This is a genomic window from Serratia sp. CC22-02, assembly GCF_900182895.1.
In the GTDB taxonomy this organism is placed as follows: domain Bacteria; phylum Pseudomonadota; class Gammaproteobacteria; order Enterobacterales; family Enterobacteriaceae; genus Serratia; species Serratia nevei.
In genome coordinates this window covers 18,845-38,288 of sequence record NZ_FXUD01000011.1, presented here as the reverse complement: position 1 = coordinate 38,288, position 19,444 = coordinate 18,845, and the positions used below count along the sequence as shown (strand labels likewise).

General features: G+C 49.3%; 23 protein-coding genes. 3 read left to right on the top strand and 20 right to left on the bottom strand.

Annotated elements, in window-relative coordinates:
* The 7 genes from QOL81_RS23930 to QOL81_RS23900 all read right to left on the bottom strand — a co-directional run bounded on the left by QOL81_RS23930 (position 1) and on the right by QOL81_RS23900 (position 5,129).
* Positions 1-1,212, bottom strand: a complete 1,212-nt coding sequence (locus QOL81_RS23930; RefSeq protein ID WP_283440081.1) for a phage tail protein — start codon at positions 1,210-1,212, stop codon at positions 1-3.
* 63 nt (positions 1,213-1,275) lie between these two features.
* On the bottom strand, positions 1,276-1,611 hold the full coding sequence (locus QOL81_RS23925; RefSeq protein WP_283440080.1) for a baseplate protein: 336 nt from the start codon (positions 1,609-1,611) through the stop codon (positions 1,276-1,278).
* Positions 1,608-2,258: a hypothetical protein gene (locus QOL81_RS23920; protein WP_283440079.1), complete on the bottom strand. Its 651-nt coding sequence runs from the start codon at positions 2,256-2,258 to the stop codon at positions 1,608-1,610. Before QOL81_RS23920 ends, QOL81_RS23925 begins: the two co-directional genes overlap by 4 nt.
* 168 nt (positions 2,259-2,426) lie before the next feature.
* Positions 2,427-2,789: a Ref family recombination enhancement nuclease gene (locus QOL81_RS23915; RefSeq protein WP_283440078.1), complete on the bottom strand. Its 363-nt coding sequence runs from the start codon at positions 2,787-2,789 to the stop codon at positions 2,427-2,429.
* A gap of 67 nt (positions 2,790-2,856) precedes the next feature.
* A complete protein-coding gene (locus QOL81_RS23910) occupies positions 2,857-3,609 on the bottom strand; it encodes a hypothetical protein (protein WP_283440077.1) in 753 nt (250 codons plus the stop codon).
* Positions 3,606-3,938 carry a hypothetical protein gene (locus QOL81_RS23905; RefSeq protein ID WP_283440076.1) on the bottom strand — a complete coding sequence of 111 codons (333 nt, stop codon included), beginning with the start codon at positions 3,936-3,938 and terminating at the stop codon, positions 3,606-3,608. The genes QOL81_RS23910 and QOL81_RS23905 overlap by 4 nt, the downstream gene beginning before the upstream one ends.
* A gap of 156 nt (positions 3,939-4,094) precedes the next feature.
* Positions 4,095-5,129 carry a tyrosine-type recombinase/integrase gene (locus QOL81_RS23900; protein ID WP_283440075.1) on the bottom strand — a complete coding sequence of 345 codons (1,035 nt, stop codon included), beginning with the start codon at positions 5,127-5,129 and terminating at the stop codon, positions 4,095-4,097.
* A 1,130-nt stretch (positions 5,130-6,259) separates the two neighbouring features.
* On the opposite strand from QOL81_RS23900, the gene QOL81_RS23895 reads away from it, so the two are divergent.
* Complete coding sequence (locus QOL81_RS23895) at positions 6,260-7,210, top strand: hypothetical protein (RefSeq protein WP_283440074.1); 951 nt, start codon at positions 6,260-6,262, stop codon at positions 7,208-7,210.
* A gap of 25 nt (positions 7,211-7,235) precedes the next feature.
* On the opposite strand, the gene QOL81_RS23890 is transcribed toward QOL81_RS23895, so the two are convergent.
* Together QOL81_RS23890 and QOL81_RS23885 are read right to left on the bottom strand one after the other, a co-directional pair.
* Entirely contained in the window at positions 7,236-8,753 is a 1,518-nt protein-coding gene (locus QOL81_RS23890) for a terminase (protein WP_283440073.1), read from the bottom strand.
* Positions 8,743-9,978 (bottom strand): hypothetical protein, encoded by a 1,236-nt coding sequence (locus tag QOL81_RS23885; RefSeq protein ID WP_283440072.1) that lies wholly within the window; start codon positions 9,976-9,978, stop codon positions 8,743-8,745. Before QOL81_RS23885 ends, QOL81_RS23890 begins: the two co-directional genes overlap by 11 nt.
* 206 nt (positions 9,979-10,184) lie before the next feature.
* Between QOL81_RS23885 and parM the strand changes: the two genes are divergently transcribed.
* The gene (gene parM / locus QOL81_RS23880) at positions 10,185-11,288 is read left to right on the top strand and encodes a ParM/StbA family protein (RefSeq protein WP_283440071.1); all 1,104 of its coding nucleotides are present in this window, start codon (positions 10,185-10,187) and stop codon (positions 11,286-11,288) included.
* A gap of 2 nt (positions 11,289-11,290) precedes the next feature.
* Positions 11,291-11,773: a hypothetical protein gene (locus tag QOL81_RS23875; RefSeq protein WP_283440070.1), complete on the top strand. Its 483-nt coding sequence runs from the start codon at positions 11,291-11,293 to the stop codon at positions 11,771-11,773.
* Here QOL81_RS23875 and QOL81_RS23870 read toward each other — a convergent pair.
* From QOL81_RS23870 to QOL81_RS23820, 11 genes are all read right to left on the bottom strand, one after another.
* Positions 11,735-12,214, bottom strand: coding sequence for a hypothetical protein (locus QOL81_RS23870; RefSeq protein WP_283440069.1), 480 nt, complete (start codon positions 12,212-12,214; stop codon positions 11,735-11,737). The two genes, QOL81_RS23875 and QOL81_RS23870, sit on opposite strands and share 39 nt — an antisense overlap.
* Before the next feature lie 865 nt (positions 12,215-13,079).
* Positions 13,080-13,457, bottom strand: a complete 378-nt coding sequence (locus tag QOL81_RS23865) for a hypothetical protein (RefSeq protein ID WP_283440068.1) — start codon at positions 13,455-13,457, stop codon at positions 13,080-13,082.
* Positions 13,458-13,514: 57 nt separating this feature from the next.
* Positions 13,515-13,805, bottom strand: a complete 291-nt coding sequence (locus QOL81_RS23860; protein ID WP_283440067.1) for a hypothetical protein — start codon at positions 13,803-13,805, stop codon at positions 13,515-13,517.
* Entirely contained in the window at positions 13,805-14,707 is a 903-nt protein-coding gene (locus tag QOL81_RS23855) for a DNA cytosine methyltransferase (RefSeq protein ID WP_283440066.1), read from the bottom strand. The genes QOL81_RS23860 and QOL81_RS23855 overlap by 1 nt, the downstream gene beginning before the upstream one ends.
* Positions 14,697-15,056 carry an SH3 domain-containing protein gene (locus QOL81_RS23850; protein WP_283440065.1) on the bottom strand — a complete coding sequence of 120 codons (360 nt, stop codon included), beginning with the start codon at positions 15,054-15,056 and terminating at the stop codon, positions 14,697-14,699. Before QOL81_RS23850 ends, QOL81_RS23855 begins: the two co-directional genes overlap by 11 nt.
* A 265-nt stretch (positions 15,057-15,321) precedes the next feature.
* Entirely contained in the window at positions 15,322-15,885 is a 564-nt protein-coding gene (locus QOL81_RS23845; RefSeq protein WP_283440064.1) for a 3'-5' exonuclease, read from the bottom strand.
* Between the two features lie 12 nt (positions 15,886-15,897).
* Complete coding sequence (locus QOL81_RS23840) at positions 15,898-16,167, bottom strand: hypothetical protein (protein ID WP_283440063.1); 270 nt, start codon at positions 16,165-16,167, stop codon at positions 15,898-15,900.
* A gap of 8 nt (positions 16,168-16,175) precedes the next feature.
* Positions 16,176-16,637 (bottom strand): hypothetical protein, encoded by a 462-nt coding sequence (locus tag QOL81_RS23835; protein WP_283440062.1) that lies wholly within the window; start codon positions 16,635-16,637, stop codon positions 16,176-16,178.
* Between the two features lie 28 nt (positions 16,638-16,665).
* Positions 16,666-17,988: a hypothetical protein gene (locus QOL81_RS23830; protein ID WP_283440061.1), complete on the bottom strand. Its 1,323-nt coding sequence runs from the start codon at positions 17,986-17,988 to the stop codon at positions 16,666-16,668.
* A 568-nt stretch (positions 17,989-18,556) separates the two neighbouring features.
* The gene (locus QOL81_RS23825) at positions 18,557-18,868 is read right to left on the bottom strand and encodes a hypothetical protein (RefSeq protein WP_283440060.1); all 312 of its coding nucleotides are present in this window, start codon (positions 18,866-18,868) and stop codon (positions 18,557-18,559) included.
* Positions 18,856-19,440: a PDDEXK family nuclease gene (locus QOL81_RS23820; RefSeq protein ID WP_283440059.1), complete on the bottom strand. Its 585-nt coding sequence runs from the start codon at positions 19,438-19,440 to the stop codon at positions 18,856-18,858. The genes QOL81_RS23825 and QOL81_RS23820 overlap by 13 nt, the downstream gene beginning before the upstream one ends.
* Positions 19,441-19,444: the final 4 nt, after the last annotated feature.

Here is a 19,444-nt window from a genome sequence, read left to right as displayed (position 1 = left end):
TTATTTCCCCAGTGTGGTCTTGATATGGTGTTCAAAGGCTTTTGCTGCGTCCTCAGGTGACTTACCAGCCATAACCTGAGCGTCGATAAAGATCTGTCGCTGCATCTTCAGTAGGTCAGTCACTTGACGCTTGTAATCCTCCAGTTGCTCAGCACGCTGTCTGGCTTTTGCTTCAGCTGATTTTCTGCGAGCACGTTCTTGGGCTGTTACTTGTCGTGCGCGCGCCAACTTGGCCCTGGCGTTAGTGAGCGTGGCTTTGTCCTTCTCGGTTAATTTGCTTTGCAACGCATTGATGCGTTTTTGGTAACGTTGGTACTCGGTGCGGATAGCGGATTGATTAGTTTTCCCCTTCCTGTTGCGGTTGAGGTGCTTAATTTCGCTTTCGCTAAAGTATTCGTGGGTTTTCTTACGATCGTCACCAAAGTGATGGCCTTTTGAAGCCCGGAGCAGTGACTCGATAATCCGGGCCAGCCAGCCAGCGCCCTGCATGCGAGTGAAGGCGTGAATTATGTGCTTACAAGCCACGCCGCGCAGATTCGGGTTTTTTATCTTGGGAAAGACATACTCTTTAGGTGGGGCAATTGTGAAGTTGCCAGCAGTAGCGATGTAGCGATACCAATACATGTAACGGCCGCAGTCGCAGTTGACGGAAGTTCGGCCTACCACCAGCTTCCTGACTAAGCGCATCAATGCCGCACGATCGTTTGTAACGTTTTCGAGCGCATCCTCCCACTCCTCAAATCTGAGTTGTACCAGGTGGCTGGAGTCTAATGACCGGTTGGATGCTGTAACGCGGATCTGGGCGACATTGTGCTTCAGGCCAATGAATGAGGCTGATGAAATGCCAGAACCGTCGTCTACATTATTGTTGGCCCTTTTAACGTCGATCGACTGCGAATGGGCGACCAACTGCGCGTATGTAATCCCTGGCTGAGTATTGGTGAACTTCTTCTTAGTGGCATCGCGGCTGGCCTCAAACCCCTTTAGGTCATCGAGGCTAAAAAAAGTACCGTCTCTCTTCTTGCCAAGAGCAATTACGTCTTCAAGATGCTTGTTTTTCAGCAATGATGGCGTGAGATGTTTGCTTCCACTTTTCCGCCGGCGTGCCTGCGCCCGTTCTCGTTGGATCTGGTCGAAAAGGCGGGTGAATTGCTTCGGCGATAAGCCGTCCGTGATGTATCGACCATTGCTGTCTTTGTTGAACTCGGTCACTGCAACCTCTTTTCACTAGTAATACTTATTAACTCACAGGTATGAATTATGAAATATTAATTATTAATTATGCGATGTGGGGAGTTCGCCTCTGTCGACGTAATGGCGAATTCGATCTCGTAGCCAGGCAATCGACGGAACAGCAAGCGTGGTTCCGACCGGGAGAGGATCATATTCGGCTTCCGTGCCGGCCAGCAGTCTGACGCACCAACGAAGTTCATGAGTGCCCCAAATCCGGTGGGCTGAAAGGTCTGGCCGATATTCCTCATCGGGTTTAATGTCGTAGCGCTGTAAATCGATATCTTGACTGGTGGATTTGCGGATAACTTCGTTGTGAAGATACGCCCGGATAATAGGGTCTTCGATGCATCGATCATCTAAACGGTTATAAGCGCTCATAAGAATACTGTGCCTTCATCGTCTGCCTTATCGCCGGCAAGGCTCGCTGTCGGCTCATGACTTTCAATCGCTGCTGTGGTGATCCACGCGGGGATTTGAGTGGCATCCTTTCTGTCAGGATAAAGTGCGCTCATCATGCGCTTGAAGTAGCCGGCACTTCCGACTGGTTGATAGAACGTTCCATAACAACAGAGGATCGTTAGGATATGTTCGGGGCGAAGCTCTGCCCATGCGATGTTATAAACCGGCTCTCCGTTTGAGTTGTACGAAACATCGATGATGGAAGGGGGGATATCGAAACGGCTTCCTCCGTCTTTGGGGGTAATGATGGCGTTAGTGCGCTTAAGCTCGTTATAGCGATCCAGGGCGACAGAAATGACGGGATGCCCATTAGTATGCTTATCGCTGAGACGGACTCTATTAGCTCCTGTAGCCTTAGATACATCGCCAGAAACCTCATCAACAAGGGATACCATGCCCTTATTAACGTAGCCTAATAGAGCAGGGACAAGTTGGCTGTTGATATCACTAAGGTTTGGCGGATACTTGATAGCACTCCCCATTACCAGCACATTATCCTTGTAAATTGCCCGGAGCATCTGAGCGTTTGGGCCGGAGAGGGTGGTGACACAGATCGGTAAAACCATAATTCACCTTTAGCAGAAAGAAAAAAACCGCCCGTAGGCGGCTCATTTCTGCATGGGCATTCGGCTGTCGCGCTGAAATTGTGGTTTCGTGTCGAAAAGCAAAACCCCAAAACCGAACCGCCCGTAGCGACTACCATATTAGTTTTACGCAACACTGATGTAAAGCTTTTATAGTATCAGCTGCCCTGATTCAATTTTGTTCACTAAGGACATTGCCAATTCCAGGAGAAACTCTTGTGTGTTATTCCGTCGTTCAAAGTCGGATTTACCACCAACACTTCCACAAGCATGCACCGGAATTAGCCAGGGGTAACGCAGGCGAAAATCACGTGGCGCCGCATGCTGGTGGTGCCAAACACATAGAGGGAGTACCCGCATATGGGCGCCAGGCTTCACGCGGCCGTCAATGTGATGAAGACTAATCTCGTAAGATTTCTGTCCATGAAGTAAGCAGGCGATGCAAGGCAACTTTCCCATTCTATCCATAAACCGACGTTCTTCGGCGGTAGGATTTCGACCGTAATTTTTCAATTTATATTAAATAATTAGTTTATTAGATGGACGATAACCAGCGCAAGCCATCGCCCACCGTTGGTGCTTACTCGGTTAAAGCCGGGCTAGGCAGATCATTCGATTCGGCTGTATCAACACCAGCAGAAGCAGGGACATCAGCTGACGCGAGAGCCTCTTCAATTCTTGATGCTGCACTCTCAGGGCTGATACCAATAACGGCATACTCATCAAGTTCAGGAACATGAACAACGTCGTCACCCATATCAGTATTAGCTAACATCCATGCATAGATCTGGTCACTCATCCATTGAAGGGTTGGCATTTCCCCTTCAACATCAGAACGGAGAAGGTATGCTTTCCGGCCGATACCGGCGATTCGTAATGCAGCGAAACAGACAGCTGACAGCAATGAGGTGGACACTTCTGAAACAGGTTCCATAGAGCCAACCTTCAAACCTGTATTTGCCATGTCATTGGCGCCATAGGTTGTATTTAGTTCCACCCGCCACTGACCAACCAGGTTGCCATTTTCAAAGATGATCGGCGTAACAACCAGGCCAAGAGAGCGAATTAAGCTCTGGCAAAATGCGTGGTTTTCAAAGGGATTTAGCTCAGGCATGTGTTCAAAAGCAGAGTAGTCTGGTTCAGCACCATCAATTTGCTTACGAATCCAGGCGCGCGAGCCGTCTTCAGCGACGAAAACGTTAGCAGGGCCTTGGCTGGCAACATGATCATGCTTCAGTCCCGCGATTAGCGCTAATGCGTTGCTGGCTTCGATTGGATCGATGCCGTTGTTGGTTAAAGTCAGAGATAAATGCTCGCTCAATCGGTATTTCATTGATATTCCTTATATAAATTGATTCTTGAGGAGGTTGGGCGCTGGTGGCGATCAGTGAAAGCGAGGGATATTGCCTCAATAGCACCTCCAAACTTCGCGTCACAATCAGCCATACCTCGAGCTGCAACGTCTTCAGTCGCTTGCTCGACGAATGAAATAGCGCGGCCGATGTTTGGCATAGCGTAATCCACAGCTATGTCTCGAATGGCGGGGTGATTAAGAATCTCCACGCCTAAGACTACAACGGGATTTCCTGCTTTTATGCCGGCAGCTAGCGATACCCGCCTACCGTTAAGAGCAAAAATCTTGCTAGCCTGGATTTGGGACACAAAACATCACCTGTTAATCTAATGAATAATTAGTTTAACACAACTCGACGTAAATCAGATCCATCGGGGAGGTCACTTGTTATTCAATCGGCGTTGGCTCGTTAAGCAATACAGTGGGGCGTGCTAAGCGTTGTTCGTGATATGGTAATGCAATCCTTAGCCCTTTGTTTTAGCGCCGTATTCCATCAGATCCAGCATAGCGCCTTTTTGGGCTTCTATGTGGCGAATATACCCCATTAAGGTTTCTGTTTTCGTCCATGTTCCTTCCTGCATGATCTGAGGAACGCTGTAGCCGGCTGCGGCCATATCTTGCGCCGCACCAACTCGTGCACTATGCCCAGTCCAGCAGGCATATCTATCTTTGTTCGCATTAACATCGGCTTTGCCAAGCGATGCCCAAGCGTCAGAAAAAATCTTCTCAATCGCTGGCGCACTCAACGGTGTGGATGTGTTAACGATCGCTTTGTTGGTTCTGTGCGTTCGGCAAAATAGATAGGCATCGGGATGATCTGACAGACCCGCAGTCTTTATCCAGGCTGTTAGCCTTTCACTTGATAGTGCGCTGAGTGACTTGGTCACCGCTCCCGCCTTGAGGATGGTCTTCGTGTACGAGACATTTAGAATGATCCTGCCGTCGGGCGCCCTTTCAATGTCCCGAATACGAAGGCGGCCAATCTCACTCATACGCAGCAACGTGCTATATGCAACATGGAGAAATGCTAGGTTTCTGACGATCGCAACGCGGTCTGAGTCTACCCAAGCTGCATCTATCTCGAGCAGGTCATCACGGCGAAATGGGACTGCTTGACCTGTCCGCTCACCAGAAATTAGAGCTGAGCGGCGGGTTAGCTTCATGGCGCGTGCAATGGCCGGCGATGTGGTTGGGGAGACTACCTGTGCATGCCGGTGTAGCATCGAAATCAGTGAGACGTGGACTTCGATAGTGCCAACAGACAGGCCGTTATCTTCTAAATGTGAAATATAGTCCCTCAGATCCGCACTTTTCATAGGAAAAAAAGTCCGGCCTTCTTTCGCAGCCCAGGCAGCGACTATACGCATGACGCTTATTAACTGCGACCACGTATTCGTGGAAAATGCCCCTTTATCACGGACAAACTCGCGTAGCCGCTGTGAAATATCATCCTGGGCACCCACAGCCACCAACGAATTCAGATCTGTCACATTGTTCATAATTCTATAGCCCTTCGATTTACAGTTGGTTGCGCTACGTGAAAAATATTAAGTGAGCAAGGGGTTTCCTCGTCAGATTTTTTGTAGCGTCGTCAAAATATAGCTGCTTCAATTTCGCTCTGATATGCAAGTCTTTTAGGGCGCATGCATTCCGTCGCGCTCGGAACGTCTCTAATCCTGCCAGTGATTGGGACGTCACTTTTCGTCGATTCATGTCACGCTGATTGGAGTGTGCAAAATTCCGCCGCCGCAATGGTGGGTGAAGAAAAGCGCCTAGGTCAGTGACACTGAAAAATTTTTCTAATCCGACGTCAAGACGATCGCCCTACGACCGATCCCCGCAAAGCATCTAACTTTATATAAGTCCTATTATATAAAGTTAATGCGAGGGAGTACAGATCCGACTCAAATTTGCCGGATAAGGCATCTTTTGGGGGGTAAGCTCAATTTGAGTTATGGGTCGCTTATAACTCAGTCTAATTGTCAAAAACGCCAAATGATGACAAGGTTTTTAATGCGTAAAATTTCCGTTTTGATTCGTTATAATTTGTAATGGACAGCGATCTAAAACCAGATAAAATAGCGCCGATGTGAAAAACTAACTGACTATTATTGTAAAGGGAGTTTCGTGAGTTCTTTAACCTCGCCAGACGATGCGCAAATATTGCAGTCGGCTAAGCACAACTTTATTAGCAGTAGGTCTTCTTCTTTCATCGCGGAAATGATGTGCATATTGAGTGCTGAGTTTCCGAGCACTTGTGTGCAGGAGGCACATCGTAGGATCAAAGCCCTTACCAACATTCATAATGCGCATCCGAATAGTTTTAGTGATTAATTTTTAAAATTTATTTGGCATCTATGACCCCTTGCAGGGGTCGCTACGCCCACCAGTAACACCAACCCATCCGACCACTCCCGTAGCGTTTCCCGGCCCTCTATGGGGGTGTGTAGGTGCGGAATTCTCTTAAATCGTCACCTATCTCAACGATCCGACAAAAAACATTCTCAATTCACGTTGAAACGTATTAAAATAAAACGTGTGTCTGTTTATCTAATAGATAATTAGAATTTTTAGATGTATCCAGAATGGATTGTGCAGCGTTAATTAACGTATGGGAATGAATAATAGAATGAATACTGCCCTGTTCGATACCGCGTTTAAAGCCTTTACGGAAGTACGGAGGGAGTGGATTCAGATTTTACAGCGCTATGCGGTGTACATTAACGACACCGGTGATGGTGTGCAACGGCCTGTGGCGGTGATCAACGATCCCGAGATAATGGCGCAGCTGCGTCATTTGCAGCTTGAATGGGAGCGCTTTTACCTCCTGGCTGAATCTCGCCGCCTTAAGAAGCTGTCGCCGCTCCCGGTTTCGTTGTATTCGCCGGTGCCGGTCATCGCAGGTAGCGGTGATCTGGCGGCTGTCATTGTCACCCAGGCGGCCAATACCATGAAGTGGCATCGAGACAAGGTGATCATGTCGCTGGAGAAAAAGCTGGCTCAGCATGTCAAAATGCGCCGGCTGGTGGAGTCAGGCGCCTTGCCGCAGAACGAACTGCCGCTAATTACTGCAAATATCGCTGTATTCGAGGCCGATCTAAAACGATTCAATGCCATGCCTGAAGGCACAATGCTGGTGCGCCGGCAAAGTGGGTACACTGACGTCATCGTGAAGATGAAGAATGAGGCCTCACAAGATGAAGTGTCCACCTTAAGCTCCATATTCGATGGCTTCGTGGAAACCGAGGTTATACGCGTTGGCGCCTATGGCTGCGTAATTGATGGCTCCAAGCTGAAGTATGAGCCAGTCATTGACGATAAAACCACCTTGGAGACTCGTCGCAACGTATACGCTAGTATTACGCCAGTGCCCTGTGCGCTGATGAGTTCCAATGCTTCTCTATACCTGCTTGAAGACGTTAACCGTGCCAAAGCCGAGGCTAAGCAAGCCGTCTTGGAAGAACGGCGCAAGGCAAGCCGCCAGGTGATGAGGGCCGCACGCGGCCATGCTGATGATGGCGCCGACGAAAAGAAGCCATTGCGCGCGCGAATTTCAAGCAAAGCTGTTCCGAAAAATTGACGCCGCTTATCTGTGAGGAAGGAGGCTACGCTGCTCCTTCCTCTGCATCATCAAAGTCGTCCAGGTATTTCAGCGCATCTACTCGCACACTCTCTTTGTCAAAACCAACGTCATCATTTGCAGCTACGTAATCCACCAGCATTGAGAAGCAATATGTATCCCATAAATCAGGTGACTTAATGTTAAGCTTCTGACGCATAACAATTTTTTTCATGATGACATTTTGCCCCATTTCATTGATATCGACCGGGATCTTGCTGGCTTGCTCCGCTGTCTTGGGGTTAGAGTCAAGGCGCATACGGCCAGACTTTATTGCGTCCCGCGCCATTATGTTTGCAAAGGCACGCTGGTTTGCGAATCGCTGCTTATCATCACGTGAGTGCATAGGTTTACCCCAGTTGATGCGGACAACCGCAACACCGAGGGACTCCAGCTCCCGCACTGTCGCATCCCCAATACCGTCAGCATCAACGGCAATGGTTATGTTCGGATACTTCTCTTGAGTACACTCCTGGAAGATGTAATGAGCAAACTTCACAGGGTGGCAGTCGCCGGCCATTTCCATGACCAAGAAGGGCACTACGCGCCTGGTATGGCGTCGGCCGGACACACGGAAAATGCTCAAAACCGATTTATCACGGCCATTACCAACGTCACAGCAAGCAACCCAACCCCAGCCTTTATGAAGTCTAACTTTGCGTCGTGCAGCCCTCTCACACTCATCTCGGCCAAGCAGGAAGCCATGAGCGTTCTTAGGGAACAGACCGAGCACCTTGATCTGATACTCGGGGTTATCTCGGCCGCCATATTCCAGTAGTTTGCTGCGTATGAATTTTTCATTTACCCACGGTGACTCCTCAGAGTTGAGTGTAATTGCGGTGAAGTCACCTCGCGGGTTGTCTTTAGAGCGCGCTAGCTTGTGATGTGAGTCATAAAAATATCCACTTGGCCTTGTTGGCTGAGAGATCAGCAAGAGGCGGTTGTCGTCTTCCGTTAGGGCGCCAGTTATAATCCCGAAGGCCTTATCGTTAACACCGGAAGCCTCATCGATGATGTAAAACAGATGCTTGGCGTGTTCGCCGGCTAGTGCCTCTTCGTTACCCCTTCTGAAGCCCTTGGGTATGACCGTCCAACTTCCCTTGTTAGCGATCTCATAGAACGACGTATCAGTGATCACAAAGTAGTTTTGCAACCAGGGTTGCCGGCGTACACACTCGTTCCAGTTTTGTTTTATGTACTTGAAAATGCCGGTCATAACCTGCTGGATTTTGTTCGCAACAATAATGACGCGGGCTCCTGGGTAGAACATCAGGTAGCAGAGGATCATAATGGAGGTCATATCAGACTTGCCGGTACCGTGGCCGGACGCAACAGTTGTGCGGCTGCCCGTGTCCTGGGCGGCGTTGATAATCTCTTCTTGTTGCCAGCTTGGTATCTTCCCGAAGAGTTCTACCGCCGCCAGGCTCCAGTCATAGCGATAGCGGATTACCATATCCCGCCAGCGGGGATCGGTGATGACCGAACGTATCCTTTTACGCGCCATCTCTTGCCCCTCCCGGCCCATACAACTCTTCGTCGGTTAGTTCGTTATCAAACTCCTCGTCAGACTCAAATTCGCTGCTGACAAATTCGCCTTCACGACCCTCGCCATCGGCATTGATATCCCCGTATTTACCCTCATCAACGATTTGAGCAACAATCGCACGACGCTCCGCGATAAATTGCTCTTTACCGTCCCTCATTGCCTTGTGTTTTCTTGCCTCCGCATCGATCTGCTCATCGTCAACTGTGCTCGTCTCATCGTCCGGTTCTGGCGGTCTGGTGGCCTCTATTCTGGCCTGCTGCATGAGGTGAGGAGGAACTACGCCCCCATTCGATTCGATGAATTCCGCTGTCTCCTGGTAGTTCCAGCCATGTTCTCTCTGCTGCTCATAAGCCAACGAGATCAGGTTCAGCGTTTCCATTTTTATGCTGTGGGCCTCCTCATCTCTTCGCGACTTCAGCATCACTGAACGCAGTGCACTCATTGACTTTGCGGTTTCACCGATTCCAACACTGGCATTGAGAAGCATCTGTAGGGCCTTGTGTTCGGGGTGCGTTCCTCCTTCGTCTTTTTTGTAGCCTTCTACCTCTTCTTCTAAACGATCCAGGCTGCGGTTCCGAGCGCGCTCCATTAATTTGAGGTGGGAGTAGACGATCGCTATTGAACGTGCTTCCAGAGTATTGAGGAAGTTGGGATCTCTCATTTCCTCCAAGGTTTCTTCTACGTCTTGCGGACGGGGAGATGCATAACGCCCATGAATAATGCAGTCCTCGTTCATGTGCCCAAAGCGCCTTCCTCCCCGCGCTCTAGGCACATGAAACAGGGCCGTATCGTCCACCCCATTCGCCGCAGGGAAAGTGATCATTTTGTCGCTTCCATGATCACGTGTAGTACGCGATCGTTTGTGGTCTGCTGACTCAGCGCTAAAGCTCGCCCTTCCAGATGTGGCGCGGGTTTTACGCCCCTTGGGCGGAGGTGTGATCACGTGATCATTTGAGCTACCAGAGAGATGATCACGTGTTTGATCACTCCTTGTGACCTTCTTAGGAGGCGATTTTTTGCTTTGCTTCTTTGGCGTAGGCGTAGCCTTGTCGGCAACCTTTTTTTTAAGCTCTCTACGGGCTGTATTCGCGTTTAATCCGTGAGCTTCAGCATATTCCTTGACTGTGATCCCTCGCTCATTTTGGAGCGCGGCAAATCTTTCTCTGTGCTCATCCCAGGTCATTCGAAGCTACTCAGTGGCCTATTTTCAGTACGTGCCACGCGGTATATCAAAAGTGAGTAATGAAGCTGTGGTTTTTCGATAAATCATGTTTTTGAATTCATTTATTAACCATTCGAATGCAAATTTCATCTAATTGCTTGAATGGTAGATCGCAGTGAGATAATCTCGAACCGTGTATTACCTAACAGTGAAAAAGGCGAAAAAAAATGAGCAAAAACAATCCGGTCTATGTGGCACTTGACTGTGGTTCAGGCAATGTGGCTAGCGTTATGGAAAGCAATGGCGCCGTGCAGATTCGCGTTACCCCGTCATTTGTCGCGAGGGTTTTGGGACGGGCGAAGGAAAGCGATTCGAAAACCAATTGGGTGACAACTGGTGCCAGCGGCGAACTGGAAACCTATGCTGTGATGAATAAGGCGATTGGTGCCATCGATACCCGGACGCCAGATTATCAGCTAAGTGCAGCTTGCCGCGTCCTTGTGGTGAATGCCCTAGCCCAACTCAAACTTGGCGGTCGTAAAGTGGTAATAGCTGATACCTTGCCAGCCGATCAGTATTACGATGACAACAACGCGATTAACCGCCAGCAAATCGAACTGAAGAGACAATCGCTGATGACGGCGGTAACCAATGCAAGCAATGGAATCGCAACGCCTGATATCGTATGCGTTGAGATTATGCCTGAAGCCGTGACTGCATATAACGCAGCACTGTACACCCAGGATGGACAGGATAACCCGTACCTGGTTGGCGCTAAGGACGTGGCGATTATCGATATCGGCCGTTATACGTGCGATATAGCTCACCTGGACTGTGACAATCACACTCTGTTCTCACGTGGCACTACTCCTCGCGGCGTACACATCATGCTGGAGGCAGTAAAAATGCAGATGATTGACCAGGCGGGAGAGATTGGAATACCGGTTGAAAAAATTCGCCTCATGACCTTGGACGACATTGACTCAATCGTGCGTAAAGGGTACTACGGCTCGAGCATCGAAGCCTTGAAAGATAAGCGGATTTACCTGGATCATATCATCTCAGCGGCTGCGGCAAGCTTCGCGAGCGAAATCAACTATGCTCTGAAGACGATCGTGAAATCTCTTGGCAGTATCGACGCCCTGATCATTGTGGGTGGTGGCGCCTACTACATTGGTGGTTTGCTTCGCGAAATGCCTAACTTTGTTGCAGACTGGCATGATAACGTTGTTATTCCCCACCAGCCAGAAACTGCGGTAGCTCGCGGTGCGTACCTCGCCCTGCTGGCGCGCCATGACGTTGAAGAACAAACATCCGAAATTGAGGCTTAACAATGGCTGAAACCAAACGCCGGCTGCTTCAGCTGAATCTTGATAAAGTTGCTGCCCATAGCTATTTCGGCAAGCGCTTTGTCGACAAGCACCAAAAAACTGAGGCCTTAGCGTCCCGCCAGGCGCTGCTGTTCAACTCGATAAGCATTGGCAATATGATTATTGAAAGTGGCTTGGATAGCGCCTTTAAAGCGTTGGACAATGCATCTTTTGCCAACGCCAATAAGGCCGACCGTGCTGAAATGATACTTCGGGCACTTGAACTTTTTAGCGGGGTTAAAGCCACCAGCTCTAAAACCTCAGCGCCAACTCCTGAGCCGGTAGAGCAAAAACACGCTGAAGGCACACCACCAGCGCAACAAACTAACGACACCCCACCTCAACGACCTGAAGCGCCGGCGGCTGATTTAGACAATGCCGATGGCGCCGAAACATCAAGTATGGCGTTACCGTTGAAGCGAGATAAGGCCAGAACGTTTAGCTAACAAGCTGTGAAACAACTCTCTACCAAAAGCCATCGCACTCAGCATGGCTTTTTCTTTTGCGTCTCCCCGGAGCGTTTCTTTAATGATCGTTGTTGATAAATCGGTTCGCCGGCCGTTTCGAAACTTGAAATAGTGGCTACTGATAGCCTTCAAATGGAACGTGCGCGGGCGGATCTCGTCATACAGCACGCAATCTGCCTGATTTGACCGAGAGAACCCCTTCAATCGTATGTAAATGTCGTTTTTTTCTATGAGTAGAGCCGGGTAGGCTTTTTGGAGAAGAATGGTTAGCTCAGGGGCTGAAACTGGCCTATTTAGTCTCAGCATGAAATCTGCGACTTCGGCACTATTAATGCGTGGGCGATTTTCCTGCATAGCGTCCATGACCTCGATGTGTTGCGTAAAACTAATTGACAAATCTCGGCGATGATAACGGCTCATTAGCGACCTTTCAATCGCGCTGTTGAGCCGGATAACTCACAAATGCTAAGGAGGCAGGTTTTTGTCTCGTTAACGCATAACTAATCGACTAATTATTTTATCAGTTCACTGAGCGGCTCTTCATTTTTCAGTTAATTATTCTGTTTTAAGCCTCTTCTTGAACCGCCACCCCAAACCAGATGAAACTATAATTCCCTTTATCTAACATAGATTTGTGTTGTTCCGTAGGCAACTAATTAACCGCTTAAAAAAGCCGCATCTGGCCGGCGCCAACTATAGGCCCCTCCACCAGCAAAAGCGCTCTTCGTATTTTTGCCCTGTGTGCTCTTCTCGCAGCATCAGCATCCTCTTTAGTGGCAAAGATCGCCGGAGGGTTGATGACGCGGCGTACTGCCCCAGTGGACGCGTCAGTATGCCGCTCAACGCAAACAGGGCAATAATCTGTAGAGTCCCAGAATCCTGTTCGCCCCATCCTGAAGTGAATAACCCCTTTACGCGTTGCGCATGAATTACAGATTTCAGTGTCACACGTCAGTCGCTGGTGGATATCAATGCACAGGCGAGGCTCTCGGCTAAACTCCATCATTCCCATATACCCTATCTCTCCATCACACAGCAGCTCTGCTTGCTTACCGCAAAATACGCAAGGTTGCCCTTTACTCATTTCTTTCCCTGTCCCTTACCCCGTCTCTTGGCTGAACGGTACTCCGCAGTGCCGTAAATGAACCCCAGTGCACCGAACACAAACGTTATCTTGCCGGCCAGCGCCGTCCCCCACTCAGCCCCCCATGCAATCCCGACGATACCCCCCCAAGTTATGAATGCAGCACCAACTAGAAGGGAGCGCAATATTGCAATAATGGTGCTACTCATCATTCTTCTTTCTGGCGCCTCTATATTTCGGTTCAGGTTCGTTTGCCGGCGCGCGGATTACATGCCTCAATATTTCAAGCCAGTTTTTTCGAGTATTCGCAACCCATCGACCATGATCATCATCGAAGAATCCGGGTTCCACAGGTTTAGCCACCCCCTCCATCAACTTGCACGGAACAGCTACAGCATCATCACCATTGTTGTAATACCCCAAGTTGCCTAAGATATCGCCCTCCGTATAGCGCCCAGCCGTCTCAACTCTTCCCCTGTACCCTGAATTACCACCTCCCCAGAGCATGATGTATGGGGTATGCCTCTGGGTATGGGTGACGCTTAATACAAAACATTCTCTATCTGAGTTCTTGCTCATTCCATACACCATTTTCATATTTCATAATTATTACTTGATGCAATATAACTTCCAGTACTAGTCCCATTGCAGAACCGATGCGAAGTACGAACCCCGACAAGGCGTATCGCGAGGATGGTGCCAATTTCCGTAACCGTCTGCGCCACCAATTGGGGAGATCTTGTAATGCGTCTGGTAGTAGTTTGCCATCTGCCAGTCAACGCTATCTTCCTGCCCTATTTCGCCCTGCTCAACTGCCGCCGCAATAATCTGCTCTGCTGTATAATTTCCTCTCATGACCAAGAATTGAGCGTCATCGCTGCGCATAAATTCACACTCGCCGTCCTTACGTTTTTTATGTTTAGTCATTACGCTGCCTTATCCCTTACCTGCCCCATATACCGGATTATTTCCGTTCCCACCCACTCACCTACATGCTTGCTAACACCATTTCCAACCTGCCGATAGCCAGCTGTATCTGACACGGGAAATGTGAACCAATCGGGAACCCCCTGGAGCCGCGCATACTCGCGCAGCGAATATGGCCTAACTCCCATTGGGAAACGTCCATCAACAACCAGCCGAGTGGACTTATCCTTGGCGTAATGAGCCACGCACGTCGGGGCAATATCTCTCCTAGCCGGATCGCTAACAATCGGGCGGTCACGATATGCACCGCTCATTCGTGCTTTAATCGCTGCCGGGAGGGTCACGCGAGGGTTTTCCTCAAGGATTGCAGACAGAGGAACGGGTTTAGTATTTTCTGGCGGGCGCATGTCAAACGGCCGACGAGTACCAACGATGATCAGCCGATTCCGACGCTGAGGGAGCCAAAGCTCTGATTTAACAGGGCAGAAAACCTGTATATAGTAATCTGGCATCCGTGTCATAGCTTCCATGACGACAGGGAACGCGCGCATACCGGGAACATTTTCAACGATGTAAAATTCTGGGCGAGCAAGTGAAAAATGCCGTAACGCGTGCAGAAACAGGTCATCGCCTGTTCGGGTGCCGTGGATATCTCCAATCGTCGAGTATTTTGTACATGGATACGTGAAGACCATTCCGTGACAGCTGTCCTGTTCAAAAACTAGCTCTTTTGAGATATCGCATTGCTTAATATGATCCCCAAGGTTGGCGCGGTAGGTCTTACATGCGTCTGCATCTAGTTCAAACGCCTGGTTAATTCGAATGCCGGCATCCATGAGGCCAATATCCATTAATCCAGCACCGCAGAAATATGAATTAACCGTAACGTCACTATGCTTCATGAATCCCCCCAGCTTCGGCCCCGTAGTTGCCATACCACCAGCCATCGGCCGCTTTCGTCAGAAACATCTGCTTTGAGTCAATCCCCCCCCTTAAAATCTGCTCCCGTGCCTCCTTTGGAACCCCAAATGTCATGCCAACTTTGCCACTTAGGTTACGGTTAAAGTCGACTCCGGTTTTCAGTCGGATCTGCTTTGCTTCTGCGTCTAACTCAAACTCAATCGTCGGTTGCTTTGGGCCTTCAAATACAGCGATCGTAATATGGCCGACCCCATTACTTCTTACGGTGACGGCGGGTAGTTTGTTCGGGCGAGCGCGCCCTGTCATTTCATTGATTGATACAAAAGCCACTGGATCTCCATCCAGGAAATACCTGGTTGTTGTTGTGCAACATTCCTACGGGCGTGCCGGCCCGAAAACTCGACCAGGCTTTTAGCCTGGTGAGTTGAGGAATTTATTTTCGTTTGGGTTAACCGTGCGACTGACTAATCGTAATCCTTTGATTCTGGGCGTTTTCTATACTCTTTATCCGATGAGAATCCAACCCAGAATAGTGCACCAACACCCAGCAATATGAATGGAAGTGCTTGATAAAGAGATTCCAAAGTAAACATCGTCAAACCCTTGGCACGGTAATTTTCTTCCAAATGGCCGACACGTATTTGACCTGGTGGATAGCATCATCGAGAGCGTTATGCATCTCACCCACAAACGGCATTTCTTTCTTCGGATTGAACCCGATCTCTAGCCCCGCCTTAACAGTTGTTCGAACATCACAATCATTCCAGAAGCACCAGAACGGTTCGATTCCACACCGTTGATAAGCAGAACGGAGGATAGTGTTATCAAACGTTGCTCCATTTCCCCACACCTGTACCCGGCCTAAGTCACTACAGTGGGTCTTGATGAATCCCCCCAACCTTTTCAAGACGTCAACGTTTTTACCCCGTGGTTTTGCCGTAATTGCCGCTCGAGCAGCCTCACTTTGCGCCAACCACCAATAGATAGTGTCAGCATCGGGCTTTGCGCCAAGTTCAAGCTCGCTTGCCAGGTCGACGATCGCATAGAAGCTTGGCCCAACCTCGCCTGTTTTGAGATCGAAAAACACTGCGGCGATCGCGAGAATCGGCGCAAGTGGGCCTTTACCGAGGGACTCAATATCAACCATTACGTTGTGCATGTTTAACCTTGCTCATTGATTTTTGGGGGGATTAGCTTGGAACCGGCCGCACTGTAGGGCATTTGAAACAGCTCTATTTAGCTCCTCTATTCCGGCGCTACATTCCCACGGCCGGAGTGGTGTCTCTTCAATCCATCCGATCAGCTGATCGTGGAAGAAGATTTCCATCCTTCCTATCGTGCATTTCATTGAGATGCCGGCCTTTTGCTGAGGCCAGGCGCTGACATGTGGTTTAATGATGAAGGCCAGGTGATCATCACGCTGGCGCTTCAGTTCGGCCATAACATCCACTACTTATCGACTCCGGCCGCATGCCCAGCGTTGATAACAGCTAAACGTAGCGTTTTGATCGAAACGCATCGTTTACGAGACACCAGCGACATCAGGCGATCCACCAGCTCTAGGCACTTAAGGCGACGTTGTAGACGAACGGACTCGGAGGGAGCTAAATCACCGACGATTGCCCGCGATTTCATGCTGTCCAATTCACGCACCAGCTCACAGTTTCGAGCCATTAAAGAACGCCGGTCATCGATTAACGCGTCAATAGTCGCTCTATGCTCCTCTGCGGCCTGCTGCCGGCCTGACGCCTCTGCCTTGGCGGTGAGATTAAGCAGTGTCGTGAAAGAGCCACAAGCCATGCTTAGCGGCTTCCGAGTATCAACGCCGGCCGGGATAGTAACCTCCATGCCCAGCCATTCAGCCAAAGAGCGGATCTGTGAAAATGAAACCTGTTCCAATGCTGTTTTCATCTATGTCTCTCAGCAGATATTTGAAATGTTACTTCTTACCTTTGCGATGTTTTTTGCTTCGGCCAATAGCCGGCGCATCAGCCCTGCCTTTAGATTGGCCTGACAGCCCCACCAGCCGGGTGATCGTTTCTTCGATTGTGCGCGAAGCCTCTGGCATCATTGGCTTCTCAATCTCGATAGAACCGTGTTCGGACTCCCAGGCAGCCTTATAGACGTATGGGATTGCCCGGAGTTTGCGCGCTGTCGCCTCGCCCACCCCTTTCAACTTCTCTAGATCGCTGGTAAATGCGTTTCCGAGATGCGCCAGTGTGCATATTTCTAGATCGGCCAGCTTCACCAGGTCAGCCGGCTTCAATTCAGGCACGTCAGCAAGTTTCAATCGGTCAGCAAATTCGAAGAATGAAGCTAAGTGCGGATTTGTCACTGCTACCAGTTCGTGATGTGCTCGTGTCAGCTCGTCATAAAGCTCTTGAGGGATCTCATTCTTGAAAATTGCAAGGTTTTGGTACTGGACAATGCCCCACTCACTTATGCGTGCGACTAAATCAACCCCATAGGTGCTACGAAGGTTTATGTGGAAATTTAGGTTGTTAACGAATGCCGGCTGGTCAGCGTCACGAGGAGCGTTCGGGTATTGCAGCGGGTACATGAAGAAATGCATATAGAACTTCAGGCTCGGATTCGTTGCGCTTTGCCAGAACCGATCGCCACAAAAGCCATTTATAATGTCCCGTTCACGGCGTGAGTAGTCGCGAAAATGTAGTAGCGAAATATGATCCAGCTGCATTTTGTTGTACGACAGAGAGGTTTTGTCATGGGCTATCATTTCCTGGCCCACACGCTTCCGCAGCTGCGTTACTTTTGCGCGGGATTCGCTTAGCTCAGTCTCAGTGGCCTTTAACTTTACGGTAAGACGTCTCAAACCTTCGGCATGGTCTGCTTTCATGGCTTCAAGGCGCTGAGTTAGCCGATCCACCTCCTGCTCTAGAGTTTTCTTTTCTTCAGCAGTAATGCCGGCGGATTTACCCAATTCAGCACGCAGCGTGTTCAGCTCATCTGCCTTGATTGACAGCTGAAGGCGCAGGGTTGTAATTGCGTCATCACGAGATTCAACGGCATCGACTAACTCGTTGTAACCGTCAGCTTCATTGGATGCGAATAAGGTGATATTGCGAGCAAGATCCTCTAAATCCGCCTCCATGCGCTCCATGCCAGCCCTAAAGACGGAGTTCCCTGCCACTCGGCTACAGAATGTCGCCTCCGAAGCCAGCATGTTTATCTGTGCGGTCAACACCGCAGCATCTGGTACAAAGTCTGTTTTTAGTTCAGCCAATAATAATGCGTCGGTCATTAGATCTCTTGCTCCCACTGCTTCTCAGTCATTTTTCCGCGATACATCACTTGCACAAGGTTTGCCCCTGGCTCCAGCCCTAGTTGATTCTTCAATACTTCAATTCGGCGGTGCCCAAGACGTCTGCTAGTGAAGCGCACATCAATCCGTTCCCGTTTCTGGTCAGTTCGCTCAAACACAAGGCCAAACCAGTGATACCTACGCTTAAACATTCAAACACCGTTAGTTTACGTAAATCTAATTCAATATTTGATATACTACAAAACACCGGATCGATTTGCATTAAATTTATTAGTTTTACGAAACAACGATTGTGTAGATTCGGGGCGGGTTGTTAAGACTCTGGCGGCGGGCGAAGGTTAGCAGTTGACCAGATACCAACCTTATCTATTGATTTTACCTGATTTTAAATGCACAAAAACTTGAGAGTGCAAATGCAACGATAGCATTTAATGCCACAGCAAAAGTGTCAGACGATAGCCCAAACATGTGAAGAGGCAGCATGTTAACTGTGAAAAATCCGGCGAAAACCCCTGTAGCCACTATTCGGCGCCGGGTAAAGAAATCCTTAATCAAGAAGCCTCCGGATCGGATCGACCATAATTTTTTTATCCATCGCGTATGCGTAGTTGTATTCCGCCACAGATACCGGAGATCGCTCGAAATCGCGAGGGAACCGTACTACTGAGCTAGCCACCAGCATTGCCAGGCGCATCATAGAAACTGCTTCAATCGGCTGGTGAATCATAATTGCTGGAGGTTCGATATGATCATACCCTTGCTCTTCAAACGTTGCTTTCACGTTACAAAGCCTTGCTCTCAATAGGCCGGCATCAACGTCATGCGGCGTCGACAGATATACCCTCTTCAAATCCTCCATGCTTCATCACGCTCCCGTAAAGGCAATGAGGCGCCGGGTTCGAGGTGCCAATATGACATGATCACCTCTATAGCTTCATTATGCCCGACACACAGAGCACAGTAATAGCCTTCCTTGGTCAGCCTATTCAACCAATCCTTTTGCTCCAGTGAAGCGCTGTTCTTCCCATGCTTCAACTCAACACGTAAACCATGATACATCCCACGTGGCGCATCTAGAGACATATCCGGGTATCCCTTTTTTTGGCCTTCCGCCTTCAATTTCCCCGCAGTAGCTTTACTTCTTTGACCGCCATTTGGAGTCGAATGCAGCAGCTGGTAGATCCCCTGGTGGTGAACCTCAAAATAGTGAAAGACCCGCACTTGTTCAAAATGCTCTTGCTGTCCTTTCAAGAGGTCAGGGTTTTTATCGAGAAGAGATAGCGCGATAGCATGCGCAGACCTCTTCACAGCCGCTTTGACTGCCTCTCCCAGCACGTTGGTTTTGCTTTTAATTGATGCAGTTTGGCTGCGCATGCGACTACCCATCTTTTTCTGCCTGTCTGCCAGCCATTCTTCACTGAACCTAAGCATTTTT